13 protein-coding genes are annotated in these 17,322 nt (G+C 67.6%); 11 read left to right on the top strand and 2 right to left on the bottom strand.

What is annotated here, in order from left to right; all coding sequences use genetic code 11:
• Nucleotides 1-111: 111 nt before the first annotated feature.
• The 5 genes from ACF8NF_RS05220 to ACF8NF_RS05200 all read left to right on the top strand — a co-directional run bounded on the left by ACF8NF_RS05220 (nt 112) and on the right by ACF8NF_RS05200 (nt 9,802).
• Nucleotides 112-3,693 (top strand): indolepyruvate ferredoxin oxidoreductase family protein, encoded by a 3,582-nt coding sequence (locus ACF8NF_RS05220; protein ID WP_288897891.1) that lies wholly within the window; start codon nt 112-114, stop codon nt 3,691-3,693.
• A gap of 332 nt (nt 3,694-4,025) precedes the next feature.
• Nucleotides 4,026-4,361, top strand: coding sequence for a preprotein translocase subunit YajC (gene yajC, locus ACF8NF_RS05215; protein WP_016449366.1), 336 nt, complete (start codon nt 4,026-4,028; stop codon nt 4,359-4,361).
• Nucleotides 4,362-4,452: 91 nt separating this feature from the next.
• On the top strand, nt 4,453-6,375 hold the full coding sequence (gene secD, locus ACF8NF_RS05210) for a protein translocase subunit SecD (protein ID WP_016454252.1): 1,923 nt from the start codon (nt 4,453-4,455) through the stop codon (nt 6,373-6,375).
• A gap of 13 nt (nt 6,376-6,388) precedes the next feature.
• Nucleotides 6,389-7,339 (top strand): protein translocase subunit SecF, encoded by a 951-nt coding sequence (secF, locus tag ACF8NF_RS05205; RefSeq protein ID WP_017404054.1) that lies wholly within the window; start codon nt 6,389-6,391, stop codon nt 7,337-7,339.
• Between the two features lie 39 nt (nt 7,340-7,378).
• Nucleotides 7,379-9,802: a DUF1631 family protein gene (locus ACF8NF_RS05200; protein WP_250439023.1), complete on the top strand. Its 2,424-nt coding sequence runs from the start codon at nt 7,379-7,381 to the stop codon at nt 9,800-9,802.
• Between the two features lie 143 nt (nt 9,803-9,945).
• Here the strand turns inward: ACF8NF_RS05200 and dprA are convergent, their stop codons facing one another.
• The gene (gene dprA, locus ACF8NF_RS05195) at nt 9,946-11,151 is read right to left on the bottom strand and encodes a DNA-processing protein DprA (RefSeq protein WP_392450199.1); all 1,206 of its coding nucleotides are present in this window, start codon (nt 11,149-11,151) and stop codon (nt 9,946-9,948) included.
• A 25-nt stretch (nt 11,152-11,176) separates the two neighbouring features.
• Nucleotides 11,177-12,382: a LysM peptidoglycan-binding domain-containing protein gene (locus tag ACF8NF_RS05190; RefSeq protein ID WP_074920909.1), complete on the bottom strand. Its 1,206-nt coding sequence runs from the start codon at nt 12,380-12,382 to the stop codon at nt 11,177-11,179.
• Nucleotides 12,383-12,581: 199 nt separating this feature from the next.
• Between ACF8NF_RS05190 and def the strand changes: the two genes are divergently transcribed.
• From def to ACF8NF_RS05160, 6 genes are all read left to right on the top strand, one after another.
• The gene (gene def / locus ACF8NF_RS05185) at nt 12,582-13,094 is read left to right on the top strand and encodes a peptide deformylase (protein WP_016449360.1); all 513 of its coding nucleotides are present in this window, start codon (nt 12,582-12,584) and stop codon (nt 13,092-13,094) included.
• Nucleotides 13,091-13,624 (top strand): membrane protein, encoded by a 534-nt coding sequence (locus tag ACF8NF_RS05180; protein ID WP_034366210.1) that lies wholly within the window; start codon nt 13,091-13,093, stop codon nt 13,622-13,624. The genes def and ACF8NF_RS05180 overlap by 4 nt, the downstream gene beginning before the upstream one ends.
• Nucleotides 13,625-13,660: 36 nt before the next feature.
• Entirely contained in the window at nt 13,661-14,644 is a 984-nt protein-coding gene (gene fmt / locus ACF8NF_RS05175; protein ID WP_016449358.1) for a methionyl-tRNA formyltransferase, read from the top strand.
• Nucleotides 14,641-15,507: an AzlC family ABC transporter permease gene (locus ACF8NF_RS05170; RefSeq protein ID WP_392450197.1), complete on the top strand. Its 867-nt coding sequence runs from the start codon at nt 14,641-14,643 to the stop codon at nt 15,505-15,507. Before fmt ends, ACF8NF_RS05170 begins: the two co-directional genes overlap by 4 nt.
• Nucleotides 15,507-15,842, top strand: a complete 336-nt coding sequence (locus ACF8NF_RS05165) for an AzlD domain-containing protein (RefSeq protein WP_012202761.1) — start codon at nt 15,507-15,509, stop codon at nt 15,840-15,842. Before ACF8NF_RS05170 ends, ACF8NF_RS05165 begins: the two co-directional genes overlap by 1 nt.
• A 192-nt stretch (nt 15,843-16,034) precedes the next feature.
• A complete protein-coding gene (locus ACF8NF_RS05160; RefSeq protein ID WP_026062985.1) occupies nt 16,035-17,228 on the top strand; it encodes a phosphoglycerate kinase in 1,194 nt (397 codons plus the stop codon).
• Nucleotides 17,229-17,322: the final 94 nt, after the last annotated feature.

Here is a 17,322-nt window from a genome sequence, read left to right as displayed (position 1 = left end):
CACGAATACACTGAAAAAAGGCGATTTGGTTCAGACAACGAGTGCCGTGCATGCCTCTTTCCCATTCCGGGCAGGACATGACAGGGCACCGACCATCGATGGAGACAAGCCATGAATGCCCCACTGCCCGAAGACGTGCGCCGCGCCCTGGAGACGGTCACCCTTGACGACAAATACGCTCTGCAGCACGGCCGTGCGTTCATGAGCGGAGTACAGGCCCTTGTGCGCCTGCCCATGCTTCAGCGCCAGCGCGACGCTGCAGCGGGCCTGAACACCGCAGGCTTCATCAGCGGCTACCGGGGCTCCCCGCTGGGCGGCTATGACCAGGCGCTATGGGCGGCGAAAAAGCACCTCGAATCCAACAACATCGTCTTCCAGCCCGGCGTCAATGAAGAGCTGGGCGCCACGGCCGTCTGGGGCACGCAGCAACTGGATCTCTATCCCGAGACCAAGAAGTTCGACGGCGTCTTCGGCCTGTGGTACGGCAAGGGCCCGGGCGTGGACCGCTGCTCCGACGTGTTCAAGCACGCCAACATGGCGGGCACGGCCCGGCACGGCGGCGTGATCGCGCTGGCCGGCGACGACCACATCAGCAAGAGCAGCACGGCCGCCCACCAGAGCGACCACATCTTCAAGGCCTGCGGCACGCCGGTGTTCTTTCCCAGCAATGTGCAGGACATCCTGGACATGGGCCTGCATGCCTTTGCCATGAGCCGCTTCTCGGGCCTGTGGTCGGGCATGAAGACCATCCAGGAGGTGGTCGAGTCCTCGGCGAGCGTCTCGGTGGAGCCGGACCGCGTGAACATCATCCTGCCCGAGGACTTCCAGATGCCGCCCGGCGGCCTGCACATCCGCTGGCCCGATGCGCCGCTGGAGCAGGAGCAGCGGCTGATGAACTACAAGTGGTATGCGGCCCTGGCCTATGTGCGCGCCAACCGGCTCAACCACAACGTGATCGAGGGCCCCAACGACCGCTTCGGCCTGATCGCCAGCGGAAAGGCCTACAACGACATGCGCCAGGCCCTGGCCGACCTGGGCCTGGACGACGACACCTGCCGCCAGCTGGGCATACGCGTGCACAAGGTCAACGTGGTCTGGCCGCTGGAGGCCACCATCACGCGCGACTTCGCGCGCGGCCTGCAGGAAATCCTGGTGGTGGAGGAAAAGCGCCAAGTCATTGAATACCAGATCAAGGAAGAACTGTACAACTGGCGCTCCGACGTGCGGCCCAACGTGGTCGGCAAGTTCAGCGATGAGCACGGCGGCGAATGGTCGGTGCCCAATCCCAGCCAGGACTGGCTGCTGCGCCCCAATGCGGACCTGACGCCGGCCCTCATCGCGCGCGCCATCGTCCAGCGCCTGACCAAGATCGGCGTGCCCGAACACATCGCCCAGCGCATGCATGAGCGCATTGCCGTGCTGGACGCCCGCGAGGCCGCCCTCAAGGCCGCCCAGAGCCAGCCCACGGGCGACCGCGTGCCATGGTTTTGCAGCGGCTGCCCGCACAACACCAGCACCCGCGTGCCCGAGGGCAGCCGCGCCGTGGCCGGCATCGGCTGCCACTACATGACGGTGTGGATGGACCGCTCCACCAGCACCTTCACGCAGATGGGCGGCGAGGGCGTGACCTGGGTGGGCCAGGCGCCCTTCACCAAGGACGCCCATGTCTTCGCCAACCTGGGCGACGGCACCTACTTCCACAGCGGCCTGCTGGCGATACGCCAGAGCATCGCGGCCGGCGTGAACATCACCTACAAGCTGCTGTACAACGACGCCGTGGCCATGACGGGCGGCCAGCGCGTGGGCGAGCGGCCCGAGGGCCACTCGGTGCTGCAGATCATGAACAGCCTCAAGTCCGAGGGCGTGGCCAAACTGGTCATCGTCACCGACGAGCCCGCCAAGTACGACGGCGTGGCGCTGGCCGAGGGCGTGACCGTGCACCACCGCGACGAGCTGGACCGCATCCAGCGCGAGTTCCGCGCCCTCAAGGGCTGCACGGCCATCATCTACGACCAGACCTGCGCCACCGAAAAGCGCCGCCGCCGCAAACGCGGCACGCTGGCCACGCCCGACAAGACCGTGGTCATCAACGAATTGGTCTGCGAGGGCTGCGGCGACTGCTCGGTGCAGTCCAACTGCCTGTCGGTCGAGCCGGTGGAGACCGAGTTCGGCCGCAAGCGCCGCATCAACCAGAACACCTGCAACAAGGACTACTCCTGCGTGAAGGGCTTTTGCCCCAGCTTCGTCACCATCGAAGGCGGCCAGCTCAAGAAGCCCAAGAAGGAGAAGAAGGGCGACCTGTCCGTGCTGCCGGGCATCCCCGAGCCCGTGCTCCCCGTGGCCGAGCAGGCCTGGGGCATCGTCGTGGCCGGTGTCGGCGGCACGGGCGTGATCACCATCGGCTCGCTGCTGGGCATGGCGGCCCACCTGGAGGGCAAGGGCGTGATCACCCAGGATGCGGCCGGCCTGGCGCAAAAGGGCGGCTCCACCTGGAGCCACATCCAGATCGCAAACCGCCCCGAAGCCATCTACACCACCAAGGTGGACATGGCCAAGGCCGACCTGGTGATCGGCTGCGACCCCATCGTCACGGCCACGCCGACCACCATGTCGGTGATGCAGCCGGGCCGCACCTTCGTGGCGCTCAACAGCCATGGCTCGCCCACGGCAGCCTTCGTCACCAACCCTGACTGGCAGGCACCGGACGACCGCTGCGCCAGCGCCCTGGCCCAGGCCGTGGGCCCCGAGCTGCTGGGCAGCTTCGACGCCGAGCAGGTGGCCGTGCAGCTGCTGGGCGACAGCATCTACACCAACCCGCTGATCCTGGGCTACGCTTGGCAAAAGGGCCGCGTGCCGCTGTCGCATGCGGCGCTGATGCGTGCCATCGAACTCAACGGCGTGCAGGCCGACAACAACAAGGCCGCCTTCGAGTGGGGCCGCCGCTGCGCCCATGACCTGGCTGCCGTGCGCGCCCTGTTCCAGACGGCCCAGGTGATCCAGTTCGTCAAGAAGCCTTCGCTGACCGAGATGGTGGCCAAGCGCGTGGACTTCCTCACGGCCTACCAGAACGCCGCCTATGCGGCCGAGTACCAGGCCTTCGTGGACAAGGTCCATGCCGCCGAGCGCGCCGTGGCGGGCTCGGGCACGCGCCTGTCGCAAGCCGTGGCCCGCTATCTGTTCAAACTCATGGCCTACAAGGATGAGTACGAGGTCGCGCGCCTGCACACCGATGCGGCCTTCAGCCAGCGCATCGCCAGCATGTTCGAGGGCGACTACCGCGTGGTCCACCACCTGGCGCCGCCGTCGTCGGCCGCCAAGGACGAGCAGGGCCATCTGGTCAAGAAGTCCTACGGTCCCTGGATGCGCAAGGCCATGCAGGTGCTGGCGAAGATGAAGGGCCTGCGCGGCACGGCGCTGGACCCCTTCGGCCGCACGCAGGAGCGCCGCACCGAGCGCGCACTGATCCAGGAATACCGCCAGTGCATAGAAGGACTGCTGTCCGAGCTCACGCCCGAGCGCCTGGCGCTGGCCGTGGAGATCGCCAGCATTCCCGAGGACATCCGCGGCTACGGCCACGTCAAGGAGCGCAACCTGGCTGCGGCCCGCACCAAGTGGAAGGCGCTGATGGCACGCTGGAACGCCCCGTCACGGGGCGCGGGCAGCACGGGACAGCCCGCAGTCGGCGTGGCCTGAAACCACACGGACCGCCCCGCCACAGGGGCGTCCTGTAAGATCGCGGCCGCCGCCCGTACCGTGAGGTGCGGGCGGCGCGGTTGCCTCCGGGGCCGCTTCAAGTGCCGTCACGCCGGGCGCAAAAACCACGAAAAACCGCGCTCCGCCCCTTTAAAAACGGCAGATGGCCGCCAGTTGCAGCCATCGTCGCCGAAAAACCCGCAGCAGCCAGATCCTGGCAGCCCATGTGGGTCAGGGCTGACGCATACAATGCTCCGTTCTCCTGCGCGGGCCCGTGCATATCGGCGTGCGCAGCGACCCTTTTTCGACCTTCCAATCCTGGAGTCTTGCCCGTGTTTATTTCTTCCGCTTTTGCCCAGACCGCACCCGCAGCAGCAGCCTCCGGTGGCGACTTCATGTCGCAGTTGATGGGCATGGCGCCTCTGGCGCTGATGTTCGTGGTGCTGTACTTCGTGATGATCCGTCCGCAGATGAAGCGCCAGAAGGAGCATCGCTCCATGATCGAGGCACTGGCCAAGGGTGACGAAGTGGCAACGGCCGGCGGCATCATCGGCCGCGTGACGCGCATGTCCGAGCAATTCCTGCACATCGAGATCGCCTCGGGTGTGGAAGTCCAGATCCAGCGCAGCGCCGTCGTCCAGGTGTTGCCCAAGGACACGCTGAAGTAAGCGCTGTCCCTGTCTTGCGGGTGTGCGGACCGCGCAGGCGGCAGCACACCCTTTTGTGCGTTGCTGTCTACAAAGAGCGAAGAGCGCGATCATGAACCGATATCCGGTCTGGAAGTACGCGATCATCGTGATCGCGCTGCTGGTAGGGGTGCTCTACACCCTGCCCAATTTTTTCGGTGAGGCGCCTGCGGTGCAGGTCTCCTCGGCCAAGGCCACCATCAAGGTGGACAACGCCGTGCTGCAGAAAGTCGAAGAGGCCTTGAAGGCTGCCGATGTCAAGCCCGACGTCCTGTCCATCGAAGGCACCTCGGTGCGCGCGCGCTTCAACACGCCCGACGAGCAGCTCAAGGCCAAGGACGTGATCCAGAAGGCCCTGATCCCCGATGCCAACGACCCGGCCTACATCGTGGCCCTGAACCTGGTGTCGCGCTCGCCGCAATGGCTCACGGCCGTCGGCGCCAAGCCCATGTACCTGGGGCTGGATCTGCGCGGTGGCGTGCACTTCATGCTGCAGGTGGACATGGCCGCCGCCCTGACCAAGAAGGCCGACTCCTTTGCCGGCGACCTGCGCAGCTCGCTGCGCGACAAGAACATCCGCCACGGCGGCGTCTCGCGCAACGGCAACACCGTCGAGATCCGCGTGCGCGACGAAGCCATGCTCACGGCCGCGCGCAACCTGGTCTCCGACCAGTTCCCCGATCTGGCAGCCACCTCCGAGCCGGATGGCGCAGGCTTCAAGCTGCTGGCCTCCATCAAGCCCGAAGCCCTGCGCAAGGTGCAGGAGCAGGCGCTCAAGCAGAACATCGTCACCCTGCACAACCGTATCAACGAGCTGGGCGTGGCCGAGCCCGTGATCCAGCAGCAGGGCCTGGACCGCATCATCGTGCAACTGCCCGGCGTGCAGGACACGGCCAAGGCCAAGGACATCCTGGGCCGCACGGCCACGCTGGAAGTGCGCCTGGTCGACGAATCCTCCGAGGCGCGCGGCGCCGAACTGGGTTCGGGCCCCGTGCCCTTCGGCTCCGAGCGATACCTGGACCGCAACGCCCAGGCTGTGATCGTGCAAAAGCAGGTCGTGCTGACCGGCGAGAACCTCACCGACGCACAGCCCGGCTTCGACAGCCAGACCCAGGAGCCCACGGTCAACCTGGTGCTGGATGCCAAGGGCGCACGCATCTTCAAGGACATCACGCGCGAGAACGTGGGCAAGCGCATGGCCATCATCCTGTTCGAAAAGGGCAAGGGCGAGGTCGTGACGGCTCCCGTGATCCGCACCGAGATCGGCGGCGGACGCGTGCAGATCTCGGGCCGCATGACCACGGCGGAAGCCAACGACACGGCCCTGCTGCTGCGCGCCGGCTCGCTGGCCGCGCCCATGGAGATCATCGAGGAATACACCATCGGCCCCAGCCTGGGCGCCGACAACATCAACCGCGGCATCCACTCCGTGGTCTGGGGCCTGGTGGCCATCGCGGCCTTCATGTGCGTGTACTACCTGCTGTTCGGCGTGATCTCCACGGTGGCCCTGTCGGTCAACGTGCTGCTGCTGCTGGCCATCCTGTCCATGCTGCAGGCCACGCTGACCCTGCCCGGCATCGCCGCCATGGCGCTGGCGCTGGGCGTGGCCATCGACTCCAACGTGCTGATCAACGAGCGCATCCGCGAGGAACTGCGCGGCGGCGCGTCGCCGCAGGCGGCCATCCATGCAGGCTACGAGAACGCCTGGCACACCATCCTGGACTCGAACGTGACCACGCTGATCGCGGGCCTGGCGCTGCTGGCCTTCGGCTCCGGCCCGGTGCGCGGTTTCGCCGTGGTGCACTGCATCGGCATCCTGACCAGCATGTTCTCGGCCGTGTTCTTCTCGCGCGGCCTGGTCAACCTCTGGTACGGCCGCCGCAAGAAGCTCAAGAGCATTTCCATCGGCCAGGTCTGGAAGCCTGAAGACACCAGCCAGCTGCGCTCGGTGACGGCCAAGGGATCCAGCGTCGCCGATTCCGGCGCCAACAACTGAAAGGGGGAAGACCATGGAGTTCTTCCGCATCCGCAAAGACATCCCCTTCATGAAGTACGCGTTGATCCTCAACGCGGTGTCCTTCATCACCTTCGCGCTGGCCGTGTTCTTCCTGCTCACCCGCGGCCTGCACCTGTCCGTGGAATTCACGGGCGGCACCGTGATGGAGGTGGCCTATACCCAGCCCGCCAACATCGCCAAGGTGCGCGACACGGTCGCCGGCCTCGGCTACGCCGATGTCACGGTGCAGAACTTCGGCACATCGCGCGACGTGATGATCCGCCTGCCCGTGCAAAAGGACGTGACCTCGGCCCAGCAAAGCGAGCAAGTACTCACGGCACTCAAGAAGGAAGACGCCGAAGTCACGCTGCGCCGCACCGAGTTCGTGGGCCCGCAGGTGGGTGACGAGCTCATGCACAACGGCCTGATGGCCCTGGGCTTCGTGGTGCTGGGCATCGTGATCTACCTGGCCATGCGCTTCGAGTGGAAGTTCGGCGTGGCCGCCGTGATCGCCAACCTGCACGACGTGATCATCATCCTGGGCTTCTTCGCGTTCTTCCAATGGGAGTTCTCGCTGTCGGTGCTGGCCGGCGTGCTGGCCGTGCTGGGCTACTCGGTCAACGAGTCGGTCGTGATCTTCGACCGTATCCGCGAAGCCTTCCGCAAGTTCCGCAAGCTCAGCACCACCGAGGTGATCGACCACGCCATCACCAGCACCATGAGCCGCACCATCATCACCCACGCCTCCACCGAGGCCATGGTGCTGTCCATGTTCTTCTTCGGCGGTCCCAGCCTGCACTACTTCGCGCTGGCGCTGACCATCGGCATCCTGTTCGGCATCTATTCCTCGGTCTTCGTGGCCGCCGCCATCGCCATGTGGCTGGGCGTCAAGCGCGAGGATCTGATCAAGGCGCCCAAGGCTTCCTCGGACCCCAACGACCCCAACGCCGGCGCCACCGTGTAAGCGGATGTTTTAGCCCTGGACCGGCTTACACTCCCGGGCATGCCCTCCCTGCCCCACCCTTCCAACGCGCCTGCTGGCCCCCAGTCCTCCCTGGGCCAGCAGGCGCGTTTGCATTGGGTGCGAGGACTGTGCAAGGGCCTGCCCGGCGTGGCCCAGCAGCTGCTGGCGCAGATGGAGCAACAGGCCCAGGCCGTGGGCACGCAGCGCGAAATGCAGGAGCGGCGTGAAGCCTGGGGCAACTACCGCCAGCACCAGAACGCCTGGCTGAACGCCAGCATGCAGGCCCTGCAAGGCGCGCTGCAGCCGGCCAAAGCCGCGCCTGCCGCCGTGCCGCAGCGCGGCGCGCTGCAGTTCGAGTTGCTCAGCGACGATGTGGTGGAGAACAAGATCCTGGCCTCCCGCATGGCCCTGGCCATGGGAGAGACCGCAGCGCCGGCCTTCGACACGCTGCGTCTGCGCATGCAGTTCATCGAGGGCCGCGAGCTGCCCTCGGACGACATCCTGCGTACCGAAACCGTGTGCCGGCACCTGGTCGAGCAATGGCTGGCCACGGGCCTGCAGCGCGGTGATCTGCAGCGCGTGCTGGACCTGCTGCAGACGGCCCTGGCGCCCGTGCTGGTGACCGAGTACCAGGCCGCCCATGTGCTGCTGGACGGCCAGGGCGTCACCCGCTCACAGGACGTGGCCATGCGCGTGCGGCGCACCGAGGCAGGCAACTCCACGCGCGCCATGGGCCTGGGCCAGACCGCCGCGCCACCTGCTGCGGCATCGCAGCATGCCACTGCATCACAGCATTCCTCGGCCTATGCGCCCACGCAGATGGGCGGCGTGCCCGGCGCTGCCGCCTACCCGCCCGACACTGCGGCGCCCCCCCATGGCCAGATGCCGGCGATGCCCGCCATGCCCGTAGGCCTGACAACCCTTTCGCGCGCACGCCACCGCGCCCAGGAAGTCGTGGGCCAGTTGCGCCGCCTGCTCATGCAGCCGGGCGTGGGCGTGCAGGGCCTGGTGCCCGGTGTGGGCGCAGGCATGCCCCAGGCGCCCGCATCGGCCGCGCTGACCCAGGCCTTGCTGGAGCAGCGCGTGGTGGCCCAGACGCAGTACCAGCAGATGCTGGCCCAGGGCCTGACCACGCTGCACATCGATGTCAGCCCGGCTGCCATCGGCCAGCTGGTCGGGCAGGTGCGCGAACGTTCGGCCGACCTCAAGCGCAAGGCCACCACCTCGGGCGAAAAGGCCACCATCGAGATCGTGGCCCTGATGTTCCAGGCCATCCTGACCGAGGACCGCATCCCGCCCTCGGTGCGCGTCTGGTTTGCCCGGCTGCAGGTGCCGGTGCTGCGCGTGGCACTGGCCGAGCCGGAATTCTTCAGCAACCTGCGCCATCCGGCCCGGCTGCTGATCGACCGCCTGGGCTCCTGCGTGATGGGATTCGACGCCTCCAGCATCAGCGGCAGCGCGCTGGAGTCCGAGATCCGGCGCATCGTCCAGGTCATCGAGCAATACCCCGAAACGGGCCAGAAAGTGTTCGTGCTGGTGCTGCGCGAGTTCGAGGATTTCCTGGCGCGCTACCTGACCCAGTCGCAGGACAAGGCCAAGATCGTCACCGTGGCCCAGCAGGTGGAGCAAAAGGAAACCCTGGCCATCCAATACACGATCGAGCTGCGCCACCTGCTCACCGACATGCCGGTGCGCAAGGAGATCCGCGAGTTCCTGTTCAAGACCTGGACCGAGGTGCTGGCCCTGGCCGCCGTGCGCCACGGCGCCAAGGACGCGCGCACCATGCGCTTCAAGCAGGCCGCCAGCGAACTGGTCTGGGCCGCCAGCGCCAAGCCCACGCGCCAGGAACGCTCGCGCGTGATCCAGACGCTGCCGACGCTTTTGCAGACCCTGCGCGAAGGACTGGCCCTGATCGGTGTCACGGGCGACGCCCAGTCCACGCGCATCAAGCTGGTCACCGACACGCTGGCCGAGGCCTTTGTCTCCAAGACCGCGACCATCGCCCCGGCCCGCATCGAGGCCATGGCGCAGCGGCTGGCCCATCTGGAGCAGTACATCAATGAAGACGGCATGCTCGACGAGGACATGCCGCTGTCGCCCGAGAACATCGAGATGATCCTGGGCGTGGACACGGCCGGCCTCAACGTCATCCCGAGCACCAACACGGCCGTGGAGCCGGTGATGCTGGAATGGGCGGCCTCTCTGGAGACGGGCCGCTGGTTCACCCTGGACCACAACGGCGCGCGCATCCAGGTGCAATACACCTGGCGCAGCCGCCGCAAGCAACTGCACCTGTTCGCCGCGCTCGATGGCACCTGCCACCTGCTGCAGCTGCGGCGCATGGCCTCCTACCTGCAGTCCGGACTGCTGGCCGTGCATGACGAGGAGGCGCTCACCGTGCGCGCGACGCGGGATGCGCTGCAGAAGATTCAGGCGAACCCTGAAAGGCTAAGCTCCCCCTGAGGCGCTACGCGCCTTCCCCCCGGGGCACGGCGCCTCTCTACCCGCTTCGCGGGGGAGGGGGACGATGCCATCGGCTAGGCGCCCCCACCGCGAGGCGGCTCTTGCTCGGCATCTCCCGCTTGGGGACGCGCCAGTTTTTGAGATCAGGCCTGGGCCAGGCGCTGGAACAGGCCGCCGGGCAGGCGTTCCACGCGGCCGTCCAGTTCCAGCTCCAGCAGGCGGGCCTGCAGGGCTGAGGCGTCCATGCCTGTGCGGTCCATGAGCTCGTCCAGCGACAGCGGGTCGTGGGCCAGGGCGCGCAGGGTGGCGTCGCTCTCAGGGTCCTGGGCGGACTGGAAAGCTGCCGCTGCCGGTACGGGCTTGGGAAGCGGCAGGCGCGCGGCCGTGCCCTGCAGCTCATCGAGCACGTCCTGCGCCGTTTCCACGAGCTTGGCGCCCTGGCGCAGCAGCGCATGGCAGCCGCGAGACTGGGGCGCGTGGATGGAGCCAGGAATGGCAAAGACTTCGCGGCCCTGTTCGCTGGCCAGCCTGGCCGTGATCAGCGAGCCCGACTGCAGGGCCGCCTCGACCACCAGCGTGCCCTGGGACAGGCCCGCGATGATGCGATTGCGCTGCGGAAAGTGCGCGGCCATGGGGCCGGTGCCCAGCGGATATTCGCTGACGATCAGCCCGTGGCTGGCCACTTCGCGGGCCAGGGCGGCATGGCGCCGCGGGTAGACCTGGTCCAGGCCCGTGCCGACGACGGCAATGGTGACGGGAGCAGCCAGTCCGCCCAGGCGTGGCGCCGCGCGCAGCGCGCCTTCATGGGCCGCGCCATCCACGCCCTGCGCCAGTCCGGAGACGATGCACAGGCCGGCCTCGGCCAGCGCCTGCGCCATGGCACGCGCGTTGGCCGCGCCCTGGACCGTCGGCCCGCGGCTGCCCACCATGGCCAGGGATTGGGGATAGGGGAACCAGGGCCCCGGCCCTGCCATGCAGCGCTCGCTGCCCTGCACATGCAGCAGCAGTGGCGGATCTTCCGTCTGCAGCAGCGCCTGCGGATATTGGGGGTGGCCCAGCACGAGCACGGCGTGCAATTGACCGGACGCGGGCTTGTCCAGCCATTGCGCCGTGGCCGCTACAAGCTGGCCCAGGCGCTGGGGCACGGTCTGCAGGGCATGGGCCTGAGCGGCGGTCACCAGTCCGTGCCAAGCGGACGGCGGGCCGCTCCAGATGTCCTGCGCACCACCGCAGGCCGCCAACAGACGCCGGGCCGTGGTGCGGCCCACGCCGGGCGTCAGCAGCAGCCGGAGCCAGGCAGAGAGTTCGTCAGGAGCCAACCGGTCCGTGGACTGCAGGGCGGCCGCCATGGCGCTGCCGGCAGGCCGTGGTGGCTCAAGGAGCCGGCGAGGTCAGGCTGTCGCCGACCTCAACACCGCGCCGCGCCTCCATGATCAGCGCGTAGGAGACGCGATCGAAGGTCCGGAACACCATGGCATGGCCGTTGTGTTCGTCGGGCAGTTGCACCTCTTCCTTTTTCTCGCCCGTCTTGTCCACGATGCGTGCGCCGCGGCGTATCAGCTCCAGCACCGTGCCCACGTCCATGCCGTCCTGCGTGCCCTTGTTGATGGCAATGACCTGGTTGTTGGCCGCCCAGCGCACGGCCTGATCACCGTACAGGGAAACCACATGGGCCTTCACTGCCTGTTGCGGCGCGTGGGGCGCGTAGTTCATGTAGCTGCGCTCGGGCGCGGGCAGCAGGCGGTCGCCGGCGCGCATTTCGGTCTTGGAACGCGACAGGTCCACCGTGGCGGGAGAGTTCTGCTGGTGCTTTTCGCCCTTGCTGTCGACGATCTCCAGCGTGGTCTCGCCCTCGATGAGATCGGCCAGGCCCAGGTACTTGGCCTCATAGCCCAGCACCTCGCCGGAGATGGGATCCTTGAGCGCCACGGCATCGCGGAAGACGCGGTACTGGCGCGGCAGGCCGTCGCCCTTGCGCAGCGGCGCCTCGGCGGTGCCGCGTGCATAGGCGCGGTCGCCGCTGGCCATGAGCACGCGCTCGTCCGTGGTGGCGATCAGGCGTGGCGCGCGCAGCAGCGTTTCGGCATCGACGACCAGGGGCTCGGCCAGGAAGGGCTCGATCAGATGAGGCTGCAGCGTGGGCAGGGCCGCCTGGGCCAGGGATTCGCTGCGCGTGCTCGGAGTGATGCGGACCACGCCGGGCTCGCCGCCATCGCCCATGGGGCGGGCCGTGCTCAGGCGGGCGTAGCCGTCACGCTTGTCCAGGTACAGCACCTGGCCCGGATAGATGAGATGGGGGTTGGCGATGGCCTGCATGTTCATGCCCCACAGCTCGGGCCAGCGCCATGGACGGCGCAGGAACATGCCGGAGATGCCCCACAGCGTGTCGCCGCGCTTGACGGTGTAGCTGTCGGGCGCATCGGGCGCCAGCTCACCCACGGGAACGCCCTGCTGCGCCACCTGCTGGGCTGCCGAGCGCTGCGATGGCGTCACCGGATACTGCTGCGCGTGGGCCGCCGCACACGCGGCGATCAGGGCCGAGGCAACAGTCCAGGTACGAGCTGTGGCGAATGCAGTCATGGAATTCCTCTTCTTGTGTCTGACACAGCGTCCCTCCTAGGCACTGCGGCACGGCCGATCTTGTCATGAACGGCCATACAGGTCTTACAAATCAGCAAAGATTCTGCGTGCAAGGCCATGAGAGGGCAACGCTTATTGCGTCGTCCCGCTGCGCCCAGGCAGAAAAGTGGCGAAAATAACGACATTCACCGACCACGCCATGTCCATTCTGCCCATTCTTTGCTATCCCGACCCCCGCCTGCACACCGTCGCCAAGCCGGTCGCCAAGGTCGATGACCGCATTCGCCAACTGGTCCAGGACATGTACGCCACCATGTATGACGCCCAGGGCGTGGGACTGGCCGCCACCCAGGTGAATGTGCATGAACGCGTGGTCGTGGTCGATGTCTCCGAAGGCCGCGACGAGCCCTTTGCGCTGATCAACCCCGAGCTGCTCTGGGCCAGCGACGAGAAGCAATTGGGCGAGGAAGGCTGTCTGTCCGTGCCCGGCATCTACGACGGTGTCGAGCGCTCCACGGCCATCAAGGTCAAGGCGCTGGACGAGAACGGCAACGAACGCATCATCGAGGCCGAAGGCTTCAAGGCCATCTGCATCCAGCACGAGATGGATCACCTGATGGGCAAGGTCTTCGTCGAATACCTGTCGCCGCTCAAGCGCAACCGCATCAAGACCAAGCTGCTCAAGCAGCAGAAACAGGCAGAACGCGCATGACCCGCCTGCCAGCGCCTCGCTTCATGCCGCGCTGGAAGATGGACGGCGCGGGCCTCGTTGCCTGGGCGCTGCTGGCCCTGTCCCTGCTGCTGGTCGGCTGCACCGTACCCGAGTGGCAAAAGCCCGGCACGCCACGGGCCGACATCGAGCGCTCCATGGGCCGCCCGACCCTGAGCCTGCCGCTGGACGGCGGCGGCACGCGCCTGGTCTACAGCTGGCAGCCTGCAGGCCAGCAGGTCTACCACATGGATTTCGACGCCAGCCAGCGCCTGGTGCGCGTGGAGCAGGCGCTCACCATCGAACGCTTCCACGCCCTGCGCAATGGCGAGGACACCCGCGAAAGCGTGCGTCAGCTCTTCGGCCCGCCTGCGCTGATCGAGAGGGTCTACAGTTTCAACGGCGACATCTGGACCTACCGTATTCTGGAAAATGGCATTCGCCGCCAGGCCCATGTGCATATCGACCCCGCCGGCGTGGTGCGCCGCGTGATGTTCACCGACGAAGTGTTCAATGACGACGATCGGCGTTGAGCCTGCACACCGTCCCCACCGTCCCTACTGGATTGCATGAGAGTCATTTTTGCCGGCACGCCCGAGTTCGCGCGCGTTGCCCTTGAACGCCTGCTCGCCGCGGGCTTCACCGTCCCCCTGGTGCTGACCCAGCCCGACCGTCCCGCCGGGCGCGGCATGAAGCTGCAGGCCTCTCCCGTCAAGCAGTGCGCTCTGGAGCATGGCATTGCCGTGGCCCAGCCGCGCAGCCTGCGCCTGGACGGCAAATACCCCGAAGAGGCCGCCGCCGCCCGCGCCGCCATCGAAGCGGCCCAGGCCGATGTCATGGTCGTGGCCGCCTACGGGCTGATCCTGCCGCAGTGGGTGCTCGATACGCCCCCGCGCGGCTGCCTGAACATCCACGCCAGCCTGCTGCCGCGCTGGCGCGGCGCCGCGCCCATCCATCGCGCCATCGAGGCCGGCGATGCCGAGACCGGAGTCACCATCATGCAGATGGACGCCGGCCTGGACACGGGCGACATGTGCCTGGTCGAGCGCCTGCCCATCACCGCCGACGACACCACGGCCAGCCTGCACGACAAGCTGGCCGACCTGGGCGGGCGCCTCATCGTCGAGGCGCTGGAGATGAGCGCCTGCGGCGGCCTGCCGCGCACGCCCCAGCCTGCCGAGGGCGTGAACTACGCGCACAAGATCGAAAAGGCCGAAAGCCAGATCGACTGGCGCCAGGATGCCGAGGCCATTGCCCGGCGCCTGCGCGCCTTCAATCCCTTCCCGGGCGGCGCCACGCAGTACGGCGATGAAGCCATCAAGGTCTGGGAGGCTCACGCCGACCCCGCCGCCGCCGTGGCGGCGGCAGTGCCCGGCACCGTGCTGTCCGCAGGCGCCGACGGCGTGCGCGTGGCCTGCGGCCAGGGCGTGCTGTGCATGACGCTGCTGCAGCGCGCGGGCGGCAAGCGGCTGGCGGCGGGCGATTTCCTGCGCGGCTTCGATCTGCCTGAAGGAGCCATCCTGGACGGTGCTGCCAGCGGCGGCACGCCATGAACCTGCAGCCCCTGGTGGAGCGCGCACGCGGCATTGCGCGCGATCCCGCCTTCATGACCGGCGTGCGCGACATGTCGGGCACGGCGCTGGGCATCGGCGCCTGGGGCCTGGTCACGGGCGTGGCCATGATCAAGAGCGGCATGTCCCTGCCCCTGGCGCTGTTCATGGGCCTGCTGGTCTATGCCGGCAGTGCCCAGCTGGCCGTGCTGCCGCTGATGGCCGTGGGCGCGCCCATGTGGGTGGTCTGGTTCACGGCCATCTGCGTGAACCTGCGCTTCGTCATCCTCAGCAGCATGTGGCGCAGCTACTTTGCCCACCTGCGCCTGCGCCACCGCCTGGCCATCGCCTATTTCAGCGGCGACGTGATCTTCGTGGGCTTCATGAAGCGCTACCCCGATGCCCGGCCCCAGCCCGAGCAGTTGCCCTATTTCTGGGGTGCCGCATCGACCAACTGGCTGGCCTGGCAGATCCCGTCCACGCTGGGCATCCTGCTGGCCGACCAGGTGCCCCTGTCCTGGGGCCTGGGCTTTGCGGGCGTGCTGGCCCTGATGGGCGTGCTGCTGTCCATGCTCAACGACCGTGCCACCTGGGTGGCAGGCGTGGTTGCGGCCAGCGCGGCCGTGGCGACCTTTGCGCTGCCGCTCAAGCTCAATATCCTCGTGGCCATCGCGGCAGCCGTGGCCGCAGGCCTGCTGGCGGAATCGCTGCAGCAGCGCCTGCGCGCACTGCAGGCGCCTGAAAAAGGGGAGCCAGGCCCGGTGATTCTCCCGCCCGATACAGCCCATGGCGAGCGCCATGCCCGGCTGCCGCTGGACGAAGACGTCCGACCCGTGGAAACAACCAAGGAAAAGGAAACGCTCTGATGGATCTGTCCTGGCTGTGGCCCTGGCTGGCCTGCGTGGGCCTGGCGGCCATCACGCTGTTCACACGCGCCTTCTTCCTGATTCCCGAGCGCGAGGTGCCCTTGCCGCAATGGCTCAAGCGCGGCCTCAAGTACGCGCCGCTGGCGGCCCTGGCGGCCGTGATTGCGCCCGAGATCGTGATGACCAACGGCCGGCTGATCTCCACCGTGGTCGATGCGCGCCTGCCGGCCCTGGCTTGCGCGGTCATGTATTTTTTTTACAAGCGCAGCATCATGGGAACGATCGCGCTTGGCATGGCGGTCTATCTGCCACTGCATATCGGCCTGGGCTGGTAGGCGCAGCGCGGCCGAGAGCGACCGAGAGCGCCCGGCTGCCCGGCTGAAACCGGATTACAGGCGCTCCCGATGCCCCGGATCGCCGGTGCGCCCGCCCGCTGCCAGGGCGGGCACGCCGCCTACAATGGCCGCGCTTTACCCCTTTTTCGTTTCAATTCCATGGCGATCGCCACCGATCGCAACGCCGCCGTCATGAACATTCTCCGCTTCTCCGATCTGTGCGCCCAGGGCAAGGCCCAGGGCCAGCGCGTCTTCATCCGCGCCGACCTCAACGTGCCCCTGAACGATGCTGGCGAGATCACCGAGGACACGCGCGTGCGCGCCTCCGTGCCCGCCATCGAGATGGCACTGAAGGCCGGCGCCGCCGTGATGGTGACCAGCCACCTGGGCCGCCCCACCGAAGGCGAGTTCAAGCCCGCCGATTCGCTGGCGCCCGTGGCCCGCCGCCTGGGCGAGCTGCTGGGCCGCGAAGTGCCCCTGGTCGCCGACTGGGTGGACGGCGTGCAGGTGGCGCCCGGCCAGGTCGTGCTGCTGGAGAACTGCCGCGTGAACGTGGGCGAGAAGAAGAACAAGGAAGAACTGGCCCGCAAGCTGGCCGCGCTGTGCGACATCTTCGTGCACGACGCCTTCGGCACTGCCCACCGTGCCGAGGGAACCACCTACGGCATCGCCCAGTTCGCGCCCATTGCCTGCGCGGGACCGCTGCTGTCGGCCGAGATCGACGCCATCACCAAGGCCCTGGCCAACCCGCGCCGCCCGCTGGCCGCCATCGTGGCCGGCTCCAAGGTGTCAACCAAGCTGACCATCCTGCAGTCGCTGGCCAAGAACGTGGACCAGCTCATCGTGGGCGGCGGCATTGCCAACACCTTCATGCTGGCGGCGGGCCTGAAGATCGGCAAGAGCCTGGCCGAGGCCGACCTGGTCGGCGAGGCCCGCGCCGTGATCGACGCCATGGCCGCACGCGGCGCCGAGGTGCCGATTCCCACCGACGTGGTGGTCTCCAAGACCTTTGCGGCCGACGCGCCCGCCACCGTCAAGAAGGCCACCGAAGTGGCTGACGACGACATGATCCTGGACATCGGCCCCGAGACTGCCGCCCGCCTGGCCGAGCAACTGCGCAAGGCCGGCACCATCGTCTGGAACGGCCCCATGGGCGTGTTCGAGTTCGACCAGTTCGCCAACGGCACCAAGGTCGTGGCCCAGGCGATTGCCGAGTCCGACGCCTTCAGCATCGCCGGTGGCGGCGATACCCTGGCCGCCATCGCCAAGTACGGCATCGAGGACAAGGTCGGCTACATCTCCACGGGCGGCGGCGCCTTCCTGGAAGTGCTGGAAGGCAAGACCCTGCCTGCCTTCGAGATCCTGCAAAAGCGCGCCAACGGCTGAGCACGGCAACATCCGGATACGGGGCACTTTCTTGTCAGTGCCTCGCGGCGAAGCCACAATCGACACTTTGCGCAGCTGCAGCAATCCGCCGCAG

The sequence above is a fragment of the Delftia sp. WSY_22 genome (assembly GCF_043104185.1).
Taxonomy (GTDB): domain Bacteria; phylum Pseudomonadota; class Gammaproteobacteria; order Burkholderiales; family Burkholderiaceae_C; genus Comamonas; species Comamonas tsuruhatensis.
Note: the sequence above shows the minus strand (reverse complement) of the source record. Positions and strands in the feature narration are given on the sequence as shown.

Coding starts and splice junctions, on each gene's coding strand:
- ACF8NF_RS05180 (WP_034366210.1), top strand. CDS start 13,091: ATGACCCGCCTGCCAGCGCCTCGCTTCATGCCGCGCTGGAAGATGGAC.
- ACF8NF_RS05165 (WP_012202761.1), top strand. CDS start 15,507: ATGGATCTGTCCTGGCTGTGGCCCTGGCTGGCCTGCGTGGGCCTGGCG.
- ACF8NF_RS05200 (WP_250439023.1), top strand. CDS start 7,379: ATGCCCTCCCTGCCCCACCCTTCCAACGCGCCTGCTGGCCCCCAGTCC.
- fmt (WP_016449358.1), top strand. CDS start 13,661: ATGAGAGTCATTTTTGCCGGCACGCCCGAGTTCGCGCGCGTTGCCCTT.
- secD (WP_016454252.1), top strand. CDS start 4,453: ATGAACCGATATCCGGTCTGGAAGTACGCGATCATCGTGATCGCGCTG.
- dprA (WP_392450199.1), bottom strand. CDS start 11,151: ATGGCGGCCGCCCTGCAGTCCACGGACCGGTTGGCTCCTGACGAACTC.
- ACF8NF_RS05220 (WP_288897891.1), top strand. CDS start 112: ATGAATGCCCCACTGCCCGAAGACGTGCGCCGCGCCCTGGAGACGGTC.
- ACF8NF_RS05190 (WP_074920909.1), bottom strand. CDS start 12,382: ATGACTGCATTCGCCACAGCTCGTACCTGGACTGTTGCCTCGGCCCTG.
- secF (WP_017404054.1), top strand. CDS start 6,389: ATGGAGTTCTTCCGCATCCGCAAAGACATCCCCTTCATGAAGTACGCG.
- def (WP_016449360.1), top strand. CDS start 12,582: ATGTCCATTCTGCCCATTCTTTGCTATCCCGACCCCCGCCTGCACACC.
- ACF8NF_RS05170 (WP_392450197.1), top strand. CDS start 14,641: ATGAACCTGCAGCCCCTGGTGGAGCGCGCACGCGGCATTGCGCGCGAT.
- ACF8NF_RS05160 (WP_026062985.1), top strand. CDS start 16,035: ATGAACATTCTCCGCTTCTCCGATCTGTGCGCCCAGGGCAAGGCCCAG.